The organism is Alteromonas macleodii ATCC 27126 (assembly GCF_000172635.2).
GTDB lineage: Bacteria > Pseudomonadota > Gammaproteobacteria > Enterobacterales > Alteromonadaceae > Alteromonas > Alteromonas macleodii.
Window position 1 is genome coordinate 1789088 of record NC_018632.1, and the last position, 22117, is coordinate 1811204.

The 22117-nt window shown below is 45.1% G+C and carries 12 protein-coding genes; 9 read left to right on the forward strand and 3 right to left on the reverse strand.

Going from position 1 to position 22117, the window contains the following annotated elements; all coding sequences use genetic code 11:
• Positions 1-112: 112 nt before the first annotated feature.
• The 3 genes from MASE_RS07660 (at position 113) to MASE_RS07670 (ending at position 5711) form a co-directional block, all read left to right on the forward strand.
• On the forward strand, positions 113-3895 hold the full coding sequence (locus MASE_RS07660; RefSeq protein WP_014949168.1) for an ATP-binding protein: 3783 nt from the start codon (positions 113-115) through the stop codon (positions 3893-3895).
• Between the two features lie 148 nt (positions 3896-4043).
• Positions 4044-5111, forward strand: coding sequence for an isoaspartyl peptidase/L-asparaginase family protein (locus MASE_RS07665; protein WP_014949169.1), 1068 nt, complete (start codon positions 4044-4046; stop codon positions 5109-5111).
• Positions 5112-5291: 180 nt separating this feature from the next.
• Positions 5292-5711: a CBS domain-containing protein gene (locus MASE_RS07670; RefSeq protein WP_014949170.1), complete on the forward strand. Its 420-nt coding sequence runs from the start codon at positions 5292-5294 to the stop codon at positions 5709-5711.
• 179 nt (positions 5712-5890) lie between these two features.
• Here MASE_RS07670 and MASE_RS07675 read toward each other — a convergent pair whose 3' ends face one another.
• The gene (locus MASE_RS07675; protein WP_014949171.1) at positions 5891-8209 is read right to left on the reverse strand and encodes a phytase; all 2319 of its coding nucleotides are present in this window, start codon (positions 8207-8209) and stop codon (positions 5891-5893) included.
• Positions 8210-8353: 144 nt separating this feature from the next.
• Complete coding sequence (locus MASE_RS07680) at positions 8354-11059, reverse strand: TonB-dependent receptor (protein WP_014949172.1); 2706 nt, start codon at positions 11057-11059, stop codon at positions 8354-8356.
• A 374-nt stretch (positions 11060-11433) separates the two neighbouring features.
• On the opposite strand from MASE_RS07680, the gene MASE_RS07685 reads away from it, so the two are divergent.
• From MASE_RS07685 to MASE_RS07710, 6 genes are all read left to right on the forward strand, one after another.
• Positions 11434-12345, forward strand: a complete 912-nt coding sequence (locus tag MASE_RS07685; protein ID WP_014949173.1) for a diguanylate cyclase domain-containing protein — start codon at positions 11434-11436, stop codon at positions 12343-12345.
• An 88-nt stretch (positions 12346-12433) separates the two neighbouring features.
• Positions 12434-13717, forward strand: coding sequence for an AraC family transcriptional regulator (locus MASE_RS07690; protein ID WP_014949174.1), 1284 nt, complete (start codon positions 12434-12436; stop codon positions 13715-13717).
• A gap of 391 nt (positions 13718-14108) precedes the next feature.
• The gene (locus MASE_RS07695) at positions 14109-15455 is read left to right on the forward strand and encodes a Na+/H+ antiporter NhaC family protein (protein ID WP_014949175.1); all 1347 of its coding nucleotides are present in this window, start codon (positions 14109-14111) and stop codon (positions 15453-15455) included.
• 100 nt (positions 15456-15555) lie between these two features.
• Entirely contained in the window at positions 15556-19551 is a 3996-nt protein-coding gene (gene hrpA / locus MASE_RS07700) for an ATP-dependent RNA helicase HrpA (protein ID WP_014949176.1), read from the forward strand.
• A gap of 257 nt (positions 19552-19808) precedes the next feature.
• Entirely contained in the window at positions 19809-20111 is a 303-nt protein-coding gene (locus MASE_RS07705; protein WP_014949177.1) for a PilZ domain-containing protein, read from the forward strand.
• 284 nt (positions 20112-20395) lie between these two features.
• A complete protein-coding gene (locus MASE_RS07710; RefSeq protein WP_041693724.1) occupies positions 20396-20653 on the forward strand; it encodes a DUF2061 domain-containing protein in 258 nt (85 codons plus the stop codon).
• Between the two features lie 100 nt (positions 20654-20753).
• Here the strand turns inward: MASE_RS07710 and MASE_RS07715 are convergent, their stop codons facing one another.
• Positions 20754-21947, reverse strand: coding sequence for a class I SAM-dependent rRNA methyltransferase (locus tag MASE_RS07715; RefSeq protein WP_014949179.1), 1194 nt, complete (start codon positions 21945-21947; stop codon positions 20754-20756).
• Positions 21948-22117 lie beyond the last annotated feature (170 nt).

A 22117-nucleotide genomic window follows, 5' to 3' on the forward strand; every position in this document is an offset into this window, starting at 1 on the left:
AATCATTGTCTTTTTTTGAGTATTTTGCGTTTTGATGTATCGCGCGAAACTTGCGCATTAACAAAATGATGACTAGCTTTAAGTTATCAAAATTTATACGGATATTGCCTGTTTGTCGTTCCTTAAATCCAGTTCATCCATCAGTGAAGCTAAGAGTACTTTAGGCTTAGCGTTAGTACTTGCAACAGTGCTTGTTGTACTTGTTGTTGGTTTGTTCGAAAGTAATATCAAAGCGACGGCTGAATCTCAAACTTTCACGGCATTAGAAGAGAGTGCCGCCAGTGCTGAAAATGCTGCAAACTCTCAGGTGAGAAAGTATATCAATGCGCTTAACTTTCTACATCAGACACCACCCATAAGCGGCATCGTCCGCGCGACTGAAAATGAAAACCTAGACCCCAAAGACGGTACGACGTTGGAACAGTGGAAGCAGCGACTAGAAACGATTTTCGTTGCTTTTATAGAAAATAACGAAGAAGTGGATCAATTAAGGATCATTCGAGCCAATGAGGATGGAAGTGAGTTTATTCGAGTGGAAAGAAACGGAGGAAGTGTTTTAGTAATTAAGGACAACGATTTACAACCTAAAGCAGCGAGAAGTTACTTCACAGAGAGTGTTAAGCGTAATAAGGGCGAGTTTTATATTTCAGATATCAATTTGAATCGTGAATATGGGAAGCTCGAGTTTCCTTATAAAAGCGTCATTCGCCTCTCTCTTCCAATCTTCAGCAGCTCTGGTGAGCGTTATGGTTTTATAATCATGAATGTAAACGCCCAGTTTCTACTGTCGCAAATGGAACAAACGCTTGTCGGCAATCAATTGTTATTTGTTACCGACAGTGAAGGCTTTTTTGTCAGTCATCCAGACAGTGATAAGTCCTTCTCCAGAGATTTAAATCCTATGGTGAATTGGGCGAGCGAATTCGAAAGCCCTTCGAAAATAGGTAGGGCTAAAATTAAACAGGCCGCACAGACAAACTCACCTTTGTATACGGTCACTCGTGCTTTTACGATAAATGGAAATCAGCAAACCGCCCCGTTTTTTCTTCATACGGCATTGTCTCAGTCAGAAGTGCTAGCCCTTATCAATGAGAAGAGGATTAGCGTTTACAGTGTAATTGGGGTAGTTACGCTAATTTTTGTAAGCGTTTTACTCTTCGTGCACCGTAGTAACAGTAAAAACATTGAGCTGGCTAAGGTGCGCGGTGAGTCCGTTGCTATTATCGCTATATCTAAAGATGCGATTTTTAGCGTAGATTCTGCTGGCGTGGTGAAAAGTTGGAATATGGCAGCGGAGTCACTTTTTGGGATCCCAAGCCAGCTTATTTTAAATCATCACTATTCGTCATTTGAGCAGCTTTCTCTATTAGGGCTTGAATCGGTTCTCACCAAAGGCGGAAAGCAAAGTACCTTTACAACCCCCTACATCGATGACGAAAAAGAAGAGCACACGCTACTCATAACCGCATCTACCATTTGGGGTGAACAATCACAGTTTTCAGGTGTTGCTGTTGTAATTCGAGATGTGACCGACGAACGAAAGGCAAAAGACGCGATAGAAAGGGTAAACCTGAAGCTTGAAGAAAAAGTGGTAAGCAGAACGAAAGAACTTGTTGAAGCTACGCAAGAGGCGCGAAAAGCGAGCAGTGTTAAAAGCTCTTTTATTTCCAATATCAGCCATGAAATGAGAACACCGTTAAACGGGGTAGTTGGCTCCTTGTCGCTACTTAAGTGTCAGCCCCTTAATGAGAAAGCTGAACAGCTTGTTTCCATGATGGAAATTAGCTGCAACAATCTCAGTGTGCTGATTAACGACGTTCTCGACTTGTCTAAAATTGAAGCGGGCAAGCTTGATATTAATAATCAATATTTTGATCCGCTTGCACTTATCGAGTCTATCGCCAAGGTCTTTGCCGTTAAGGCAGCTTCTAAAGGGTTACAGCTTCTTGTTGACACAACAGGTCTTCCCCCGGTGGAAATAAACTCAGATCCACACAGAATCAACCAAATTCTTAGTAATTTATTGAACAATGCTATTAAATTCACTGAAGAAGGGCATATAAAGCTACAAGCATCGTTAAGTGATGTAGATGCTGGGACACAACAGCTTCATTTCAGCGTATGTGACACGGGCGTAGGGATAGCACAAGAAAATCAGCCCAAATTGTTTACCGCGTTTACGCAGGCTGATGCATCTGTTGCTACCCAATACGGAGGTACCGGACTTGGCTTGTCTATCTGCAAGCAATTGAGCCAGCTTATGGGAGGAGACATTACGTTCAATTCTGAAGTGGACATAGGCAGCACCTTCTCATTTTTCGTTACTCTTCCTGAAACAACGTACGACAGCGCGTTCGAGCATAAAATGGCGGTGGAAAACGAAAGTATGCTGCTTAACGGGATCACAATTGGTGTTTCTGCAAGTTATCCACCTTTAGAAGAAAACATCTGTTGTTTAGCCTTACACGTCGGTGCAGAGCCGCAAGTATTAGGTAAGCATTCTGAATTAGGAACAGTACCTTGGACGCAATTTAATGCCATTATTGTGGACGAGGCCAGCTCACTCATTCGTGAGCTAGATGATATATGGCAGGCACAAGCTGCCACTAAAGACGCGGGTTCGTTACCTGTGGTTTATATTCTTCAAAAACTAGAAGGGACACCTTTCCACTTCAATCACCTTGTGCCGCTTTACTTGCCAAAGCCATTATTCAGGTCGAGTTTTGCAATTGTCCAACAAGGGTTAGACGCTGCGCTGTCGGGATATACATTAAGCCAGTCAGATATCTCATCAGGTAAAGGGAAAGCTGAGGACATCTCAGACGATGAAGGGGCAGCAGACGATACTGAGCAGCAATTGTCTATTGAGAATGCCAACTTATTGATAGTTGATGACAATATGATCAATCGCGAGGTGGCGAAGGGAGTGCTGGAAAGTTTACCTGTTAAATTGTTTACCTGCAGCGATGGTGAGGAAGTCGTGGCGTTCTTGACGAAATGTGAAAGCAAAGGCCGCAGAATTCACAGCATATTGATGGATTGCCAGATGCCTAATATGAATGGTTATGACGCTACCCGAGCCATACGAGAAGGTAAGGCAGGAGCGATGCACAAAGATGTACCTATAATTGCCATGACAGCCAATGCCATGCTCGGCGAAAAAGAGAAATGTTTGGAGGCAGGTATGGACGACTTTGCGACAAAGCCTGTCATGGCCGATGTACTTATTCCTAAAGTGAAACAATGGATAGTGCATCAAATAACGGCATTAGCAAGTGCAGAGCTTAACGATACTGATACGAGGTCAGGTACCGGAATTACTGCCAGCGAACCTCCACTGGTTTACAGTTTGTTGAGTGCCATCTCAAAAGAAATGGACTGCGACACGCTATCGCATTCAAGAACAGAGGCTCAGTCAAGTAAAGAGTCTGAAGTAGAAATAGCCCCCACGTTAAAAAACGCGAAAATAGCTAATGATATCGCCGCTCGCGAGGGCTCGGAGAAGGAGGCTGAAATTGATAACGTCAATCAAACTCAAGCTGATGAAAACAATTCAGAGGGGCTTGATGGATGTTGGGAAAAAGACGATGCCATTGCTCGGATAATGGGCGATAAAGCGCTATTTTCCCGTGTCTGCGACCTGTATTCCAGAAGCGCGCCTGACAAGCTTAAATTACTGCAGCAGGCTATTGATAGTCGAGACTTCGAAAAGGTTCAGGTGCTTTCATTGAAGCTCAAAGGTATGTCTGCAGATATTGGTGCCGTACAGTTACAACGAGACTTTGAGAGCTTATGGGAATTGTCAAAGGCGAAAAAGTGGGAAGACGCTGAAGCGCTACTCCCTTCCATCACCGATGATCTTAATACTTTCTTAGAGATCCTCGAGGTAGCCTAGCCTACCTAAGCTAATTGTGTCATCTTACGTCTAAGGTCGCGTAAAAATCGCATCAACAGAGCGCGTTGAATTGATTCTAGAAATCTGTACTCAAACCATCTCCCAGATTATGCGCGCACGTAAAACGTAGCTATTAGGAGTAAAGCTTTTGAACCCATCTCGTATTTTTCGCCAGCCGAATAAAGTTCGACATGCACTGTATGCAATAGGCGCGCTTGCTGCAACGTTTGCCATTACGAGTGTTCCCGCATTAGCGGGTGATTCCAAACAATTAGGAAAAACACCCGTAGCTATCGCTATTCATGGCGGAGCAGGAACCATTTTAAAATCATCGATGACGCCAGAAAAAGAAGCGGACTATAAAAGCGTATTAACCCAAGCGGTGCAGCATGGCTACGCCTTGTTGCAGAAAGGCGAAAAAGGTGAAGTGGCGGTAGTAGAAACCATCAAAATTCTTGAAAGCTCGCCGTTGTTTAATGCTGGCATCGGTGCGGTATATACCTTCGACGGTGAGCACGAGCTTGATGCGTCGATAATGCACGGCGGCAGTAAAAATGCAGGTGCTGTTGCGGGGGTGAAAACAATAAGAAGCCCAATAGAGGCTGCGTTATTGGTAATGAATGAGTCTCCACACGTTATGCTTTCAGGGAGAGGCGCTGAAGATTACGCAAAAGAAAACGGCCTTGAACAGGTAGACAACACCGTTTTTGATACCGAGTTTCGCAAGCAAGCTTTAGATAAAGCGAAAGCACGTATGCAGCAGGTCTCGAGTGGTTACGGTTCGCAGCAAGGCAATGAGCGCTTTGGCACAGTTGGAGCCGTAGTATTGGATCAAGGAGGCAACATTGTCGCGGGAACATCCACTGGCGGAATGACGGCTAAACGGTATGGACGTATTGGAGACTCGCCTGTTATTGGAGCGGGGACCTATGCCGACAATGAAAGCTGCGCGGTATCGGCCACAGGACATGGTGAATATTTTATTCGATACAACGTGGCAGCAGATATTTGTGCGCGAATGAAGTACCAGGGTTTAACGTTAAACGACGCTGCGAACACTGTAGTTAACGACGTACTTGTAAAAGCCGGTGGCGATGGCGGTGTGATTGCTATTGACGCTAAAGGTAACGTCGCTATGCCTTTCAATTCTGCGGGGATGTACCGCGCTAGTGTTGACATAAATGGTAAAGTTAAAGTGGCAATTTACAAGGACTGATCACTGAAAAACTATTTGTTATTTTAATGTTAAATGTGCTGGCTTGTATGCAACGAAACGTCTAATCTTAAAGTGTGGGGGAAAATTGCTTTCACATGTGGTTAAAAATAATTGAAGTGCCGTAACGCCAATTAAGTCGCAGTATCGGTCACATTAGGCGCCACGGCTGGAGAATTGAAAATGGAATCGTTGCAAGTCAGTGATTATATGAATACTCACCCAGTGAAGCTTAATGTCGATATGCCCGTTGCGCAGGCTGTCGAAGTGTTATTAGCCAGTGGGCAGAGTGGTGGTCCGGTACTCGATAGCAAAGGCAGAGTGGTGGGCTTTTTGTCTGAGCAAGACTGTATCGCTCAAATGATTGCGTCAAGCTACTATCGCGAACAAATTTGTAGAGTAGGGGAAATCATGAAAACCCCTGTGATTTCTATCAAACCTTATATGTCGGTAATAGAGTTAGCGCAGTTGCTGTTAAAGGAAAAGCCGAGAGTTTACCCCATTGTTGATGATGACGGGGTACTGTTAGGCTCAATTAATCGAACGGCAGTGCTACGGGCTATTGATGTTCAATTAAATGATGGATACCAGCGCGCGGGCTAGACTAACGCACTTTAATTTAGCTTGGTAGGATCTAGCGCTGCAGGTAGCGTAATGAATGAAGGTGCGGCGCTGGGTTAGAAAGGCCAGAAGCTGGTGCGGCACCATGCATTTATCATATACCAGAAAGGAGGCGTTAACTTGCTTAACGCCTCCTTCTTATTTACTTTTCGTATTATTTGTTACATGTGTGAGTGGTGTTCACGCTTGGCGCTCGCTAATTTTCTGATCGCATCTTTAAGTGAAGCACCAGCAACTAGCTTAAAGTTTTGGGTTTCACTAGGCATAACGTTTCTTCCATCTTGTACTACCCAAAGCCCTTCGGTGAACCTTCCTCCCAAGTTAGCGTTGGTTACATCAAGCCCATCTGTTTCCGACACGCCGTCAATTTGCGTGGCTTTATCTGCCGTAATTTGAACAAGACCCATAAGTTTCAAGACTTCAGGGTTCTCATTGTGTACGTGATAGATAGCATAGCTGTTATTACCCTGACTCGATGCGATTAGGTAAGTTTGTGCATCTACATTAAACAGTGCCAAACCTTCTACATCAGCTTCTACCGGGGCTTCTATCTCTGCGATGAACTGAGGCTGATTGCTGTTTGTTGTTATATCCAGGGCCCAGATACCAGCACCTTCCTCACCTAAGTATGCCGTGCTCGTTTTAGTATCCACAACACATCCTTCTGGCTGTGAGGGCAGTGAAAAGGACTGTGTTAAATGTCCATCAACAGCTTTGTCTGGAGCGATAGACACGCTATATCGTTCGAAGCGGCCACTGGTGTCGTTAGCAAATACATGAGCTATTCCGCCTGACACAAACAGGCACATGCCGTATATATCATTGAGTGTAGTGCTTATGTGGCCAAGTTGAGTCATATGACCGCGTTTATCTATTTCAAATACAGACAAACTGTTATTCGACCGGTTTGATGCCACTGCGATATCGATAAGTGGCGTATCGCTTTGCTGAGCTTTGGTTTGTGTCACAGATACCTTGTATCCCACATCAACGTTATTCACTCTGCCAACAAGAAGGCTTTGCACTAGCTTGCCGGCTAAGTCATAGCTATTTAATGCGCCTTTTTTGTCGGTGCCGATTATGCGGCTTTGTGAAGCGCTGTGCGAGTTGACCCAAATGGCAGGGTCGTCAGCGGCGTCGCCATGATTTTCCACTGGGTCAGTTTCAACATCGGGTTTAACCTTGATAGTTAGGTTTGCATGTTGGGAAGCGCTGTTATTTGTATACGCCTTCTCCATGTAATTTTCTTTTGGCGAGGCAGCTTTAAAATCGGTGCCGCATTGTCGATGAAGTAAAGCTGCGCTTAGTTTTGAGGGAAGCTCGGCAGAAAACACGTCGCCTGAATCATCATCGTCAACAACAAGAGAAATATGCGTGCCTTCTTCACTTAACGACAGATGAATGAATTCAGGCTGAATAAAAGTAGACTTGTCGGTTGCTTTTAATTGGCGATCTGCTGAGTTACTTTCGTTCGCCGTATTTATTAGCGAGACAAATTGCGTAAGACATGGTGCTTTGAGCCATATCCCGCTGGCATCCGGACTCGCCCAGGCAGCGATATCCACGCCATCTACCGTCGTTGAAGATAGGGTGGCTACACCTTCAATGGCAACATCTTGATCGTGAAAAATAAGGGTTTTTGCTAGCTCACTTTCAATATCGGTATCTAATTGCCACACACCGGCAAATTCGTCAGCAAGGTATAGCGTTTCGGTGTTGGCATTTATCGCGCAACTTTTAATGCCTGGACCTATCGCAAAGTCTCTAAGCGATAAAAAGCGCCCGTTGTAAAATTCATACTGATTCAATGTGCCTGTCGCATCGATATTAACAATTTGCAGTTCGCCAGCGCTTGATGTTGTAGCACAAATGGCTTCAGAACCTTTGGTCAACTGGGTTTGCGGTTGGTAAACCCCAAGAGACGCGGCGTTAATGCGATACACCTCTATGTACTGGGTGTTGTTATTGAACACTACTAAAGACACCCATTGTCTTGAATTAGATTCCACAACTTCGGCACGTGCTAAGGTGTAATGTCCCGCAATGAAGTGTTTTTTTCCTTCAGAGTTACTTAGTGAAATACCTTTATGTTCGTTAACATTAATGTTGATAGCGTGGGTGTCATCGTAAACTTTATGTTTGTTGTTGGCGCGGGCGTCCTTGCTAGTGTTGTTAGCATGGGTGTCTTTGTAAGCGTCTTTGTAAGCGCTTTTGGTGTTGGAATGGTTGGCGTGCGTTTGGTAATGCAGAGTCAGGCCTAAACCCTTTTTTAGCTTTGTTAGCGGTAATGCGATGTCTTGGCTTTCTGCTTTTACTAGCTGGCTTTCGCTGTGCGCTAACTTGATATTTGCACTGGTATCTGCGCTGGTATTAGTATCGTGAGAGGCTGCGCAACCGAACAAAGTCAAAAGTGTGCTTGAAAGTGCCGCTGTGGTAAATTTGGTTTTAAAAACTGTTTTGGTGTGACGCTGATTGGTCATTGTTGTTATTGTCCTGAAACTTACTGAGATCAAACCATGCATGGCGCATCGACTAAAACATGGCTTACAGATTATTAAGAGCAGGTTTGAAGGCCAAATTACCTACGGCCTTCAAACCCGATAATTAACTTTCGATATACCTGCCTAGTTAAGCTGCCAAGTAAAGCCAAGTTCGAACGTGCGGCCGTATTCTTCATACTGCGCGTTTTGGTTGCGCGTATCGAAATAGTTGTAGAAAGGTTCGTCACCTAAGTTGATGCCGTTGAAATACACCTGCATGCTGTCGTTGATGTAGTAGCGCGCCATGAAATCAACCTGTACGTGGTCGTCTTCAAATCTGAGCATGTCACCATCAATCTCTTCGAAATTGTCGCTTTTATAGGTGGTGGCTAGACGTACACTGAAGTCATTCGCTTCGTACCCAATGGTGATGTTGCCAATACTGTCTGATTGATTTGGTAACTGGGTTTCAAATTTTTCGCCATCTAAGAAGGTAGTCGCTTCAGAATCAGTAAAAGTAGCATTGGCGGAAACAATAAAACCGTTATTGAAAGCTTTCACCCAAGAAAGTTCTAAGCCGGTTAAATCGGCAGAGTCGCCGTTAATTGGCTGTATGACCTCTTCAAAACCTTCCCAACCGGTTGTACCTGCAACATCAGCGTACACAACGAAGTTATCGATATTCTTGTAGAACAGCCCTGCTGAAACTACACCAATGTCACCTGGATAGTATTCAATCGACAAATCAACGTTTTGTGCTTCGTATGGCTGAAGGTCAGGGTTGCCAACTTCCGCCTCTCGTTCGGTCACAAATACGCCATCATCTTCTTCCGTTTTACTCTCGATGATTTGAAATGCCGCTACATCTTCAAATTTTGGTCTTGAAATAGTTTGGGTGTAGGCAGCGCGAAGCTGAAGTTTATCTGAAACGGTGTATCTGGCATTTACACTGGGTAACCAATGATCGTAGTCGCGCTCCACTTCCCACGGCGTATTTAGCACTTCTTCCACGTCGGTTTCTTCGTTTTCTACAAGCTCTACTCGCATACCCGATGTAGAAAAGTCAGTACGCTCATAGCGAACCCCTGCTACCAAATGAAGTTTATTTATATCTACGCTGCCCATGATATAAGCGGCAAAAATATCCTCTTCATTCACATAGGTCGCGCCACGAGATTCTACTTCAGAATTTAGGCTGTCTAATTCCAAGCTCTCGCGGTTTTCGTTAAAGTAGTTGCGCATTTCACTTCGATTAAGCCCAGGCCCAAAGTTATCAAGAGAGTAGTCTGGACTGGCAGCTCCGAATTGCGAAGCGTCTAGGTCGTCGAATTCTCCATCAAAAATAGCGATGCTGCTGTTGCGGTCTTTTTCTCGGCTTCGATATTTCGAGCCAATTTTTAACTCACCGATATAGCCACCAAGGTTGATGGGGCGGGCGGCGTCGAATTTAATACTGGTTTCGGTATCTTTCGTGTAGTTATCTTCAAAGCTGATCTCATCGACTTCATAGGTTGATAAGTCCATGGCATCAGCGTTTTGTGACACGGTTGGACGCATAGTATTTAAGTCTGCGTCGATACTGTCATTTTCGGTTTTGAATACGTAATACAGTGCATCTGGCTCGTCTTCATCAGACTTTGCATAACCGAGCTGCCAGTTTGCTTTCCAGGTATCCAATTGGTGTTCACCACCAAGCGCCACAGTAAAAATACTCTGGCTTTCAAAGCGGTCTTTACTTTCTCTTTCTATTTCTGAGTCTTCGCCATCGAACGTGAATATATTACCTTGACGGTATTCGTCGTCAGAAAACTCACTGTAAAGTGTGCGAAGAAAGTATTGGTTGTTGAAGTCAGGACGAAAATCGATATTTAACGCACTCCCCAAACGTTCGCGAGTGATCGTGTAGTGACGTTGCTCAAGCTCATCGTCACCGTTACTTTCAACATTGTCTGAACCAAAATCTCGGTCAAAGTAGGAAATGGCGCCAGCCACCCCCCATTCAGGGGAAAGCTTCTTGGTAAACGTACCAGAAAGCTTTGGACTGGTTTCATCGCGTAAATCATTTTGACTGGCTTGCACGGTAATGCTCGCGGTATCACGAGCCTTATCAAACGCACTCACGCTTTTCACCGCGACTGAACCACCAATGGCGTCTCCGTCCATGTCGGGAGTTACCGATTTAGACACCTCTAACGTTTGGATGAGTTCAGAGGGAATAACGTCAAGGGCTACTGAACGTACGCCTGATTCAGGCGAGGGAATATTCAAGCCGTTAATGGTTACGTTATTCAAGTTGGGGTCGATACCGCGTATGCCGACGAAACGACCTTCACCCTGATCTCGCTCAATCGACAAGCCAGGTAAACGCTGTAACGACTCAGCAGCATTTTGGTCTGGAAATTGTCCAATGGCATCTGCGGATACAATAGACGAAATACGATCTGACGTTCGCTGCTGGTTTATGGCACTTGCCTGACCGCTTCGTTGACCACGCACCAAGATCTCATCGATAGTATCGCCGCTGCCAAACTCCACGGCTGCGCGCGCAATGCCGTTGTCTGTCACTTTTATCGCTTGCGTAACCGTTTCCTCACCAAGATAAGAAATTTCTAGCGTGTAAGTACCCTCTGGAATAGAGGGAAACCGAAATGTACCGTCTGTGCCTGCTTCAGTAACTAGTCCTAATTCTTTAAGCTTAATTTGAGCACCGGTATAGCTGCGCGTCTGTGCGGCATCTTTTACTGAACCGATAATTACGCCATCAGCAGCTGAAGCAGGTGTAGCGACGCTAAGGCCCATTGCCGCTATGCAGGCAAGTGTTAGAGAAGAGTACGCGGTTTTAATTTTCATTTATTTTCCAATTAATTAAGCAGTAAAAAGGCGTTTTGAATAAGTGCTAAGTAAGTGAATGGGTACCCTAAGAATCCTGCATGACAGTTATATGACGATTTGATGGAACAAGCGGTACACAATCGGTAATTGTCGCCTATTTGCAATTGGCTGAGCTAAATTGACCCTTGCTTAAATTACTGATTTTGTTTGGTTTGTGTGTCTCTTTTTATGCTCCTAAAGTTCGCTGCCATCAAGATGTCACATTGCTGAGCCAAACTGACCCTCGACAGTTTCATCAGATTTGGGCAAGACTCTCGTTTTGTTATAAACGCTGGCGGTGGCCGGACTAACGCGTGATGTATCCAATTCAAGAGATTTCCAAAGAGAGCACTATGTTTACCTTTACAAATTCAACACAATTTAGGCATCACAAGCTTTGGCTAGCATTTACATTTTGCGTAGTGGCGTTAGCGGTTTGTTTAGCTTTTATGTTTGGCAATGCAAAAGAAAGCACCGTGATATCAGGCCTCGATATTGTGGGGGAGGGAAGCATTGCTTTTTTAACTTTGGCGTGGATGCTAGCTGCGCTTGCCAGCCGTCCTCCAGGTAAAGTAACGAGCCTTCTCACGATAGGGCTCGGCTTCTTTCTATTTTCAGTTAGTTTAGATTTTTTGGATGAGTTTTTTCATTATCCTGAAGAGGCTTATTGGCTTAGCATGATTGAGTCTTATCCTGCGGCTGTGGGTATGGTAGTAATGACCGCGGCACTGTATCAGTGGCATCTAGAGCAGCGCGCGTTAAATTTGCAATTACGACGCAGAGAATGGGACTTTCGCGATCACGATGCTATCGATCCCATCACTCAGCTTTACCGCGCAGAGTATTGGAAAACACAAATTAATAAATTACAGCAATCTGGCAAGTCAGCTGTCATCGCCATTATCGATATCAATAACTTCTCTTTGTTCAATCAAAAACATGGGTATACAGAAGGCGATAGGTATCTGCACGATATTGCGCAGTTGGTTATCATGAATTTGCGTCAGCAAGATTTAGCGTGCCGTTATGCCGGTGATAGGTTTGCTATTTTGATGCCAGACGTCTCGCCCATGCAGGCTGACGTTATCCTCAACGATATCAAAGTGAGCATTCAGCACCTTGCGTTTAGACACAGCCAAAATGCAAACGCCATTTACACCACCGCTCGCAGTACTCAAGTGACCTTGTTACCTAACCAACGCCTTGCGACAGTGCTTAACACCATGCTCTTAGAACTTGAACGTGCCCATGATAGCGCAGCGTAATTAGGCCGGTTTGATCAGTGTATTTGGCGAAAGTAATTGGTAGGGGTAACCGGTGAAGATGAATGAAGATGCCTGCAGCGAGTAACTTATGGATTTAATGTTACCAAGACTAATCGCACTACGAGATTCTGCTGACGAAGAGAAAGCTGCAGGAGCTCAGCGTCGTTATTTAACAGGTCTATCTGGCGTGGGTGTCTCTGTAAATGGCGGTGCTGATGGGCTTGGCGTGGGTGTCTCTGTAAATGGCGCTCTAAAAGTTGATGCTAAAGCGCTTGGCATGGGTGTCATCGATAGTGCTGGTAGTGCTCATGTAGTGATGTCTAGCCAAGATAAAGTAATAGTTGGGTATTGGTTAGTGAGGGCAGCACTTAATGTGGCGCTCTCTCGTGGTGCGAATAAAAATAAGCTCTTGCGCGGTACAGGTATTTTTGAAGATGCGTTGCAACACCAATCACTACTAAGCACAAAGCAATACTCATCGCTGTTAGTGAACGTTCAAAGCCAGGCGAGAGGCGGCGACGTTAGTTTTTTGCTGGGGGGCGCTTTCGCCTCGCAGTGGCTATCTAGTCCACTTAATGCGCTCAAAGCATGTGAAAATGTAGAGCAGCTACTTTTACAGCTGACTCAACGCCAAACATACCGGTGGTGTAGCCTACCGCTCTGTCAGTTTCAGCGTTTTGAAAACGCCGACCAAATAATGTTAGTGCCTCAGTTTACAGGGGTAAGCAGCAAACAGCTTCAGTTCTCCATTGAAATGGCATTCGCAAGCGTTGTTGCACTTATGAAAAGTATAGCGAATAAGCGAATTCGTTTATCTTTCTCTTTTACCGAGAGTCGACCAAGAAATATTGCTGATTACGAAACCCACCTTGGGCTTAAGTTATCGTTTAATCGCGCTTTTAACAGTATTTGCATTGAGAAAGACGTATTACGCCAACCTTTGAAGCTAACAGCTCAGTCGGATTGTTCTGCTGAATCACATGTTTCTCTGGAAGGTGTCGTTAGTAATAGCGCAACGCAAACAAAAGAAGGGGTTTCTATTGAATTGCAAAACCGCTTGTCTTTGCCTGATTTTGTGAGGCGTTATGTTTATGCATCCTCCAACACACAGGCAGCAAATATCGGATTACCTGAATTAGCGGAAGCCTTAAACGTCAGCGTGGCTACGCTAAAGCGGAAACTAAAAGAGTACGGCACTAGCTATCGCGCGCTCTGCGAGGAAGTACAGCGCAATCATGCACTTTTACTTCTTTCGGTGCACAAAGTGAGTAACGAGACGGCGGCCAATGCAATGGGCATTAACGATTTACCTAACTTTCGACGAACGGTAAAACGGCTCACAGGTAAAACCCCTAGCGAGCTTAGAATTTAACGTGAATGACTGATAGCGCCTGTCCATATTTCTACGTAACAGAGCTATGCCACACACTTATGCCAAACATTTATGCAACACAGCTATGAAAAATAGCTAGGCGGCAGTCGCGTTCTACGGCTAAATGGTTGTAGCTTCACTCCTGTAATAACTCGAAATCTAATCGTAGCGTCTGGCACAGTACAGATGAGTTAATTATTGGAAAGTAAATTTCTTTTCAATGCTTTAAAAACCTTTTATCCTTTGCAGCTTTAGCTTTTCACCGTTCAAGACCGTCAAAATATGGTTTCGTTGAAGCTTTTTCTTGCGCATTCGCAACCGGCAGGTGGCTTTTCCGCGTAGCCTTTAAACTGTTGCTAGCAGGCAATAAAACCCAAAAAGAGAGTTTTCTGTGCACGAAAATAAAGACATTGCACCAAATTCTATTGCACCTAACCCGCTAGGTTTAACGCCTATTTTGCTTTTTGTGATCCTTGTTGTGGTAACCGGCATTACTACAAACGACATCACTGCGATGCCTATTTTGGTTGCGTTTTTTATCAGCGCTGGCTATGGGCTATGTTTAAACCCGAAAGGGAAAAAGGTCAGCTTCTCTGAAAAAGTACAAACGTTTTGTAAAGGCGGTGGCGATAAAAACATTATTCTCTTGGTGCTTATTTTCCTGTTAGCTGGTGCATTTTATGCGGTGACTATTGATATTGGCGCTCGGGATGCCACGGTGAATATGGCACTTCAATTTGTGCCTTCTGCACTTATATTGCCAGGTCTGTTTTTGATCTGCTGTTTCATATCATTTTCAATGGGCACGTCCATGGGCACCATTACCGCGCTCTCGCCCATAGGTGCAGGTCTTGCCACAAGTTTAGGGCTGCCGGTGGAAATGGCGCTGGGTATTGTGGTGGGGGGCGCAATGTTCGGTGATAACCTCTCGTTTGTTTCAGACACCACCATTGCCGCAACCCGTACCCAAGGCGTTCAGCTAAAAGACAAGTTCAAGGCAAACTTAATGGTTGCTGTGCCGGCATGCATCGTCACCATGGCGTTGCTGCTTATGGTAGATGTTGATACTTCTGGCATCGTTGAAGGCGGCAGCTACGATTTTTGGCGCATAGTGCCTTACTTGTGCATTATCGCTTTTGCGCTAACAGGGTTTAACGTCATTAGCGTACTTGCAGTGGGTATTGCCAGTGCCTGCGTAGTAGGCTTGCTACAAGGCAGCTTTACGCCACTTTCAATGATGCAGAGCATCCAAAAAGGGATGGGCTGGATGCAAGACTTAGCGATGATCGCTATAACCATAGGCGGTATTGTGGCGCTTATGCACGCTAACGGCGGTATAACATGGTTAATCGAGCGCTTAACTCGTAAGGTCACGTCAAAGAAAGGCGCTGAGTTCAGTATTGCTGGTTTGGTTAGCTTTTTGGACATTACAACGGCGAACAACACTATTGCGATTGTTACCGCAGGTCCAATTGCTAAAGACTTAAATGAAAAATACGGTGTTGACCCTCGTCGTACCGCATCACTTTTGGATATCTTTTCGTGCAGTTTCCAAGGTTTAGTCCCTTACGGTGCGCAGCTTTTAAGTGCCGCGGCCGTAGTAGGTATTTCACCGTTAGCTATTACACCGTACTGCTGGTATCCCATGCTGATTTTCGTGTTTGGTGTGGCGGCCATTTGGTTCGGTTTTCCCCGTTTTAAAACGCCCCAAGACGATGAATTAACCCAAAGCGCTTAAATTCTCGTAACGCTTAACACGCTGGCTTTTTAGGGCGGTATCTTCTAGGATCACCGCCCGAATTTTATTGATGATTAGAAACACGCTTTAGGATGTCACTTTGTCTTCAACACTTGCAATAAAACCTCTTTACAACAAACTAGATGATTGTTTGAGCGCAGATAAATTTCGCTTGAAGCGCCGCATTACACAGCTTGCACAAAAAGTGAATGATAAATCTGGTGTTGAAGGAAAAGGCGCGGAGAAAAAAGCTGCTAATCCCAAAGTTTCAAAACGTAACAGCGCGGTTAGCGAAGAAAGCTTAAAAGCGCAGTTTGAAAAACTTGAAGGCGACATCGATGCATCGGTAGAAAAGCGTAACTGGCGTAAAGACAACCTACCCAAAGTTGAATACCCACCGCTGCCAGTTAGCGATAAAAAAGAAGATATCAAAGAAGCGATTGCGAATAACCAAGTGGTTATCGTTGCGGGTGAGACTGGGTCGGGTAAAACTACGCAGCTACCTAAGATATGCTTAGAGTTAGGTCGCGGTGTAAATGGCATGATAGCCCACACCCAGCCAAGACGATTAGCGGCGCGAAGTGTAGCCACCCGTATAGCCGAAGAGCTCAACACGCCGCTTGGCGAAAAGGTGGGTTTTAAAATTCGCTTTAGCGATCAGGTAAGCGAGCGAAGCTACGTTAAGCTTATGACCGACGGTATGCTGCTAGCTGAAATGCAGCAAGACCGCTTTTTAAATCAATACGATACTATCATCATCGATGAAGCCCACGAGCGAAGCCTTAATATCGACTTTTTGTTAGGCTATTTGCGTCAGCTTTTAGATAAGCGCCCTGATTTAAAACTCATCATAACATCAGCTACTATCGACCCAGAGCGATTCTCTAAGCATTTTAATAATGCGCCTATTATCGAAGTGAGCGGACGTACCTATCCGGTAGAAATTCGCTACCACGCGCCAGAAGACAATGATGACGATATTGATCAAAGCGACGCCATCGTAAATGCTGTCGACGAGCTAATGCGTGAAGCACCGGGCGATATCTTAGTGTTCTTAAGCGGGGAGCGCGAGATACGCGACACCCAAGATGCTTTGAGCAAACAGCATTATCGCAACACTGAAATTGTTCCGCTGTATGCGAGGTTGTCGGCGGCAGAGCAAAACCGCATATTTCAGTTTCACAGCGGTAGGCGCATTGTACTTGCCACCAACGTGGCAGAGACCTCGCTCACGGTCCCCGGCATTAAATACGTCATTGACCCGGGCTTTGCCCGTATTTCACGCTACAGCGCTAGAAGTAAAGTACAGCGTTTACCTATTGAGCCCATCTCTCAAGCGTCAGCGAATCAGCGAGCAGGGCGATGCGGCCGTGTGTCAGACGGTATTTGTATTCGTCTTTATAGTGAAGATGACTATTTAGGCCGCCCAGAATTTACCGACCCAGAGATCCTACGAACCAACTTAGCGTCGGTTATTTTGCAAATGCTTGCTTTAGGGTTAGGCGATATCGCTGCGTTTCCATTTGTTCAGCCGCCTGATAACCGCAATATCAACGACGGTTTCCGTTTACTTGAAGAAATTCAAGCTATTGCGAAAGGCAAAGATAACCGGAAAACCAAGCAAAGCGGCAAAATGCAGCTTACTCCGTTAGGTCGTCAAGTAGCTCGTTTGCCTATCGACCCTCGCTATGCACGCATGGTGATTGAAGCCGAGCGCACTAATGCGCTAAGCGAAGTCATGGTGATTGCAGCGGGGCTCTCAATTCAGGATCCGCGTGAGCGCCCACAGGAAAAACGCCAGCAAGCAGACGAGAAGCACAGCGAATACCACGATAAAGATTCTGACTTTATCAGTCTTTACAACTTGTGGGTGGCGTTTAGAGAGCAGCAAAACGCACTCAGTCAAAACCAATTGCGCAAATGGTGTAAGCAAAACTTCATCAACTATTTACGTATGCGTGAGTGGCAGGACATTGTCAGCCAACTTAAAAAGTCTATTGCTGAGCTGGGCTTTGGCATTTCAAAACAAGAAGCCGACTATCAGGCTATTCACCAAGCCATCGCCAGCGGCTTGCTGTCTCACATGGGCTTTAAAGATAAAGAACGGGAGTATATGGGCTCGCGTAATTCGCGCTTTCTTATTTTCCCAGGTTCGGGATTATCAAAATCTCAGCCAAAATGGGTAATGGCAGCTGAGCTTGTAGAAACCTCTAAGCTATTTGCTCGTATGGTGGCAAAAATAGACCCAACATGGGTAGAGCCTTTGGCCGAGCATGTTGTGCAACGAAGCTATTCAGAGCCCCATTGGTCTAAAAAGCGCGGCGCGGTGATTGCCTTTGAAAAGGTTACTTTGTTCGGGCTACCCATAGTGATGAAGCGTGCGAAGGTTTATAGCCTTATCGACCCGCCAATTTGCCACGAACTATTTATCCGCGAAGCGTTAGTTGAGGGCAATACTAAGCTCAATTACAGCTTCTTACAGGAAAATCAGGCGCTGCTTGAACAAGCTGATGAATTTGAACAAAAGACCCGTCGTCGCGATTTGATAGTCGATGATGAAGAACTGGTAAGCTTTTACGCCAAGCGCATTCCGGTTGAAGCCAATAACGACGCGGCGTTTAAGAAGTGGTTTAAGCAACACGGAAGCAACGACAGTTTAACGTTTAAAGAAGAAGACGTATATCGCCAGCAGCCTGGGCAGTCGGTAGCAAACGCATTTCCTGATGTATGGCGCCAAGGCAATATTACGCTGCCGCTTCGCTATAACTTCGAACCTAACGCTGAAGACGATGGCGTAACTGTGGTGATTCCGCTGCCTGTGCTTAACCAAGTCGACAATATAGGTTTTGATTGGCTGGTGCCGGGGCTAAGACACGATCTAATTGTGGGTTTAATTAAAACCTTGCCTAAACGCTTGCGTCGTAACTTTGTGCCTGCGCCTAATTTTGCTGAGGCGTGCCTTGCTGATATCAGTGAAACAGATAAGAACAACCGTCCGGTGCCGCTGCTTGAAGCTGTAACCGATAAGTTACGCAAAATGACGGGTGTAATTATTGAAAGCGAAGAGTGGAATTTAGATCAGCTTGATAAGCATTTGAAAATGCACTTTGCGGTAGTTAACGACAACGGTAATGATATTGCTAAAGGTGACGACCTGCACGCGCTTAAACAACAGTGTGCAGGGCAGGTGAAACAAACCTTTGAGAAAGCCGCAACACCGGAGTTAGAGCGAAATAACATAGAACAATGGGATTTCGAAAGCTTGCCAGAAACCTTCGTGCAGAAAGTAGGCGGGTTTGAAGTTCAGGCGTTTCCGGCTCTGGTGCAAAAGGGTGATAAGGTAGATATTGCGTTAATTGAGGAGGCGGATAAAGCCCAAGTGCTGCATAAGCAGGGCGTGAATGTCTTGATTAAAAACGCGATGCCGTCGCCGCTTAATTATTTGCAAAGCAAATTACCGAATAAAGCCAAACTGGGTTTGTATTTCAATCCATTTGGACAAGTGAAAGCGCTAATTGATGATTGTATTTTTGCGGGTATCGACGCCATCGTCAGTGATTACTGCAAAACCAATAACACCGACATTCGCAGCAAAGCCGATTTTGAAGCCTGTTTAGAGATTGCTCGTGCAAACATTAATGACAGAGTGTTAGAGATTGCCAAACAAGTGGAGCAGGGGCTTACCCTCGCGCACCAGTGCCAGAAGCAAATGAAAGGTAACGTGCCGCTGACGATGATAAATGCCTTAGGAGACTGTAAAGCCCACTTGGCATCGTTAGTTTTTCCTGGTTTTGTTTCTGAAATTGGCGAGAGCAGATTAGATGATTGGAATCGTTACATTAAAGGTTTAGCGCGTCGGCTAGAGAAGCTCCCCATTGATCCCAACAAAGACAGAATGCATCAGGTCACGGTAGAAAAGTCGATTAAAGAATGGGAAAAGGCGTGCAGCAAATACCCCATAGGTAAAGTACCTCAAGCTCTTAATGATGTGCGCTGGATGATAGAAGAATTACGGGTTTCGTTGTTTGCGCAGCAGCTTGGTACGGCTTATCCCATTTCGGCTAAGCGTATCACTTTGCACCTCGCTGACTTTTAAAAAAGGGCGTTAGGTGTAAGGTAGCATCAATGAGCTAGGCTAGGGCATGCGGGCACATATTTGTTATCGCAAACAAAACAGCGGGCAGAAACGGCTGAGTCGCTGATTTAAGTGGGAAGGTAGTCGAAATTAGACCAAAGTACACTTTTAATAATTGTTGAATAAATATTATACAGTTCGATTGACAAGTTACCGGCATCGCCCTATAACATCAGATGTAGTCGTCAGCGTAACGCTAAAAATCAGGAGAAGTAGACATGTTGGGATACGACGATAAGCGAAATTTTTTCAGGATGATGGTAAATTCGCCTTGTCAGTTGCAAATTACTGATGATGAGTCGAGCCGCACCATGCAGGCAATGTGTAGAGATATCAGTGCTACAGGTATGTCTTTGGAAGTCGATGAACCCTCAATTGAGGTGGGTACACAAGTGAGTGTTGCAATAGAGTCATCTAGTTCGCAAATCCCATCTTTGGCAGCATTAGCGACTGTTGTGCGCTGTGAACCTGAATCCGAGTCAAGCTGCATTATAGGCGTCGAAATTTCTCAGATGAAATAGTCTAATCTAACGTGTTAGGGCGGGGTAAAAGCTTCGCCTTTTCGTGTCTAACTAAAAAACACAAAGCGTCAGGGTCTACAGCAATAACGTACTCGCGGTGTTGCTTCTTTCTTTACACTCCTATGTTGACCAGCCCGTTGTGGTTTGAAAACAGTCTTTCAGCTTTCATATACTAAACCGAATAGGCCGTTCAGTTTTTTCTATTTTAACTCTCAGTCTTAATTGCCAATAATTCTCATTAACGCGAAAGCAAACTGATTTAATATTTTGAGAGAGCGATGAATATGAAAAAGACGATGACCTTTGCAGTGATGCACTTTTCAGTGGCCTTTACGGTTGCCTACTTACTGACAGGAAGTGTGGTAGTAGGCGGTGCTGTAGCGTTGGTTGAGCCAGCCATTAATACCGTGGCGTTTTATTTTCACGAGATGGTGTGGAAGAAAGTTGAAGAAAAAGAGGGTGTTGTTAAGGAACAATCAGATGACAGTTCACAACAGTTATCAAGTAGCTTTTCTAACAATGAGATAACCTTTGCATCTTAAGGGAATGGATTTACCTTCGTAAGCTTTTCGCACAACGTAATGTTAGCTCAATAGATTTCGTTAAGCGCCCTATACATCAACAAGGGCGCTTTTTTAATCGCTAGTCGTCGGTGACTTCACACACTAGACCTTTCAAGTAATAGCCTTCTGGATAGCTGCCAATGATAGGATGATCTGAGGCTTGATTAAGCCTTGCGATAATTTTGATAGTACGACCTGCATCAAGTGCAGCGTCTGCCACAACTTTCTGGAATAAATCTGCCGGCATAAGGCCAGAGCAGCTAAATGTAAGCAGCAGCCCACCAGATTTAACAGCATGTATGCCGTACATATTAATGTCTTTATAGCCGCGGGCAGCACGGTTTAATGTTGCCTTGCTGTCGACAAACTTTGGCGGGTCGAGTATCACCATATCAAACTGTTTGCCCTGCTCGTGATACTCCCTGAGTGCCTTAAACACGTCTTGGTTTACGTAATTGGCTTTGTTTTCGTCTAAACCATTGATGGCTACATGGTGCTTAGCCAAATCAAGAGCAGGCTGAGATACATCAACGTTAGTCACTGACTTAGCACCGCCAGCAAGTGCGTAGCAAGAAAACGTACCTGTGTAGCTAAAACAGTTGAGTACGTCGGCATCTTTCGCGTAGTGTGCAGCCGCCGCGCGACTGTCTCGCTGATCAAGGTAAAAACCGGTTTTATGGCCGTTCTCGATATCAACCACTATGTTGATGCCGTTTTCTTTTACTGTAACTTGCATAGGTGGTTCACCATGCAGTACACCAGTTACAGGTTCTAAGCCTTCTTTCTTGCGCACGTCCACGTCGCTTCGCTCGTATATGTGTACATTAGGCATTAGCTTAGTAATTGCCCACACTATCTTATCTCTGTGTTTTTCGCCGCCCGCGCTCAAAAGCTGAAGTACTGCAACGTTGTCGTATAGGTCTATAGTGATCCCTGGAAGGCCATCACTTTCAGACGCTATCCAGCGAAACGCGTTGGTTTTGTTTGGGTCAAACAAGCGTTTGCGAAGGGCTAGTGCAGTTTCTAAACGGCGTAGGAAAAATCCGTTATCAATGCTTTCGTCTTTTTTGAATGTCCACATACGAACGCGAATTTTTGAATTTGGAGAGTAAGCGCCTCGCCCTAACCAGTCGCCTTCAGAGTCAAATACGTCTACCGTATCGCCAACTCGCGCGCGGCCCTTTAGTTCAGCCACAGCGCTTTCGAATACCCAAGGGTGTTTGCGGCGAAGTGATTTGTCTCTGGATGGCTGTAATATGACCTGTGCTGACATGAAGGCTCTCGTACTAATTTAATAAATGTGAAACAGAGTTAAGCGATTTTACTCGCTTATGAGAATGGTCGCGATTATACGCAATTTCATAAGTTCTGTGTTAATAATACCAATCTGCATAAATAATTACCCACTCAGCGAGAGTTAAAATGCTCTATCCGGACTGGTAT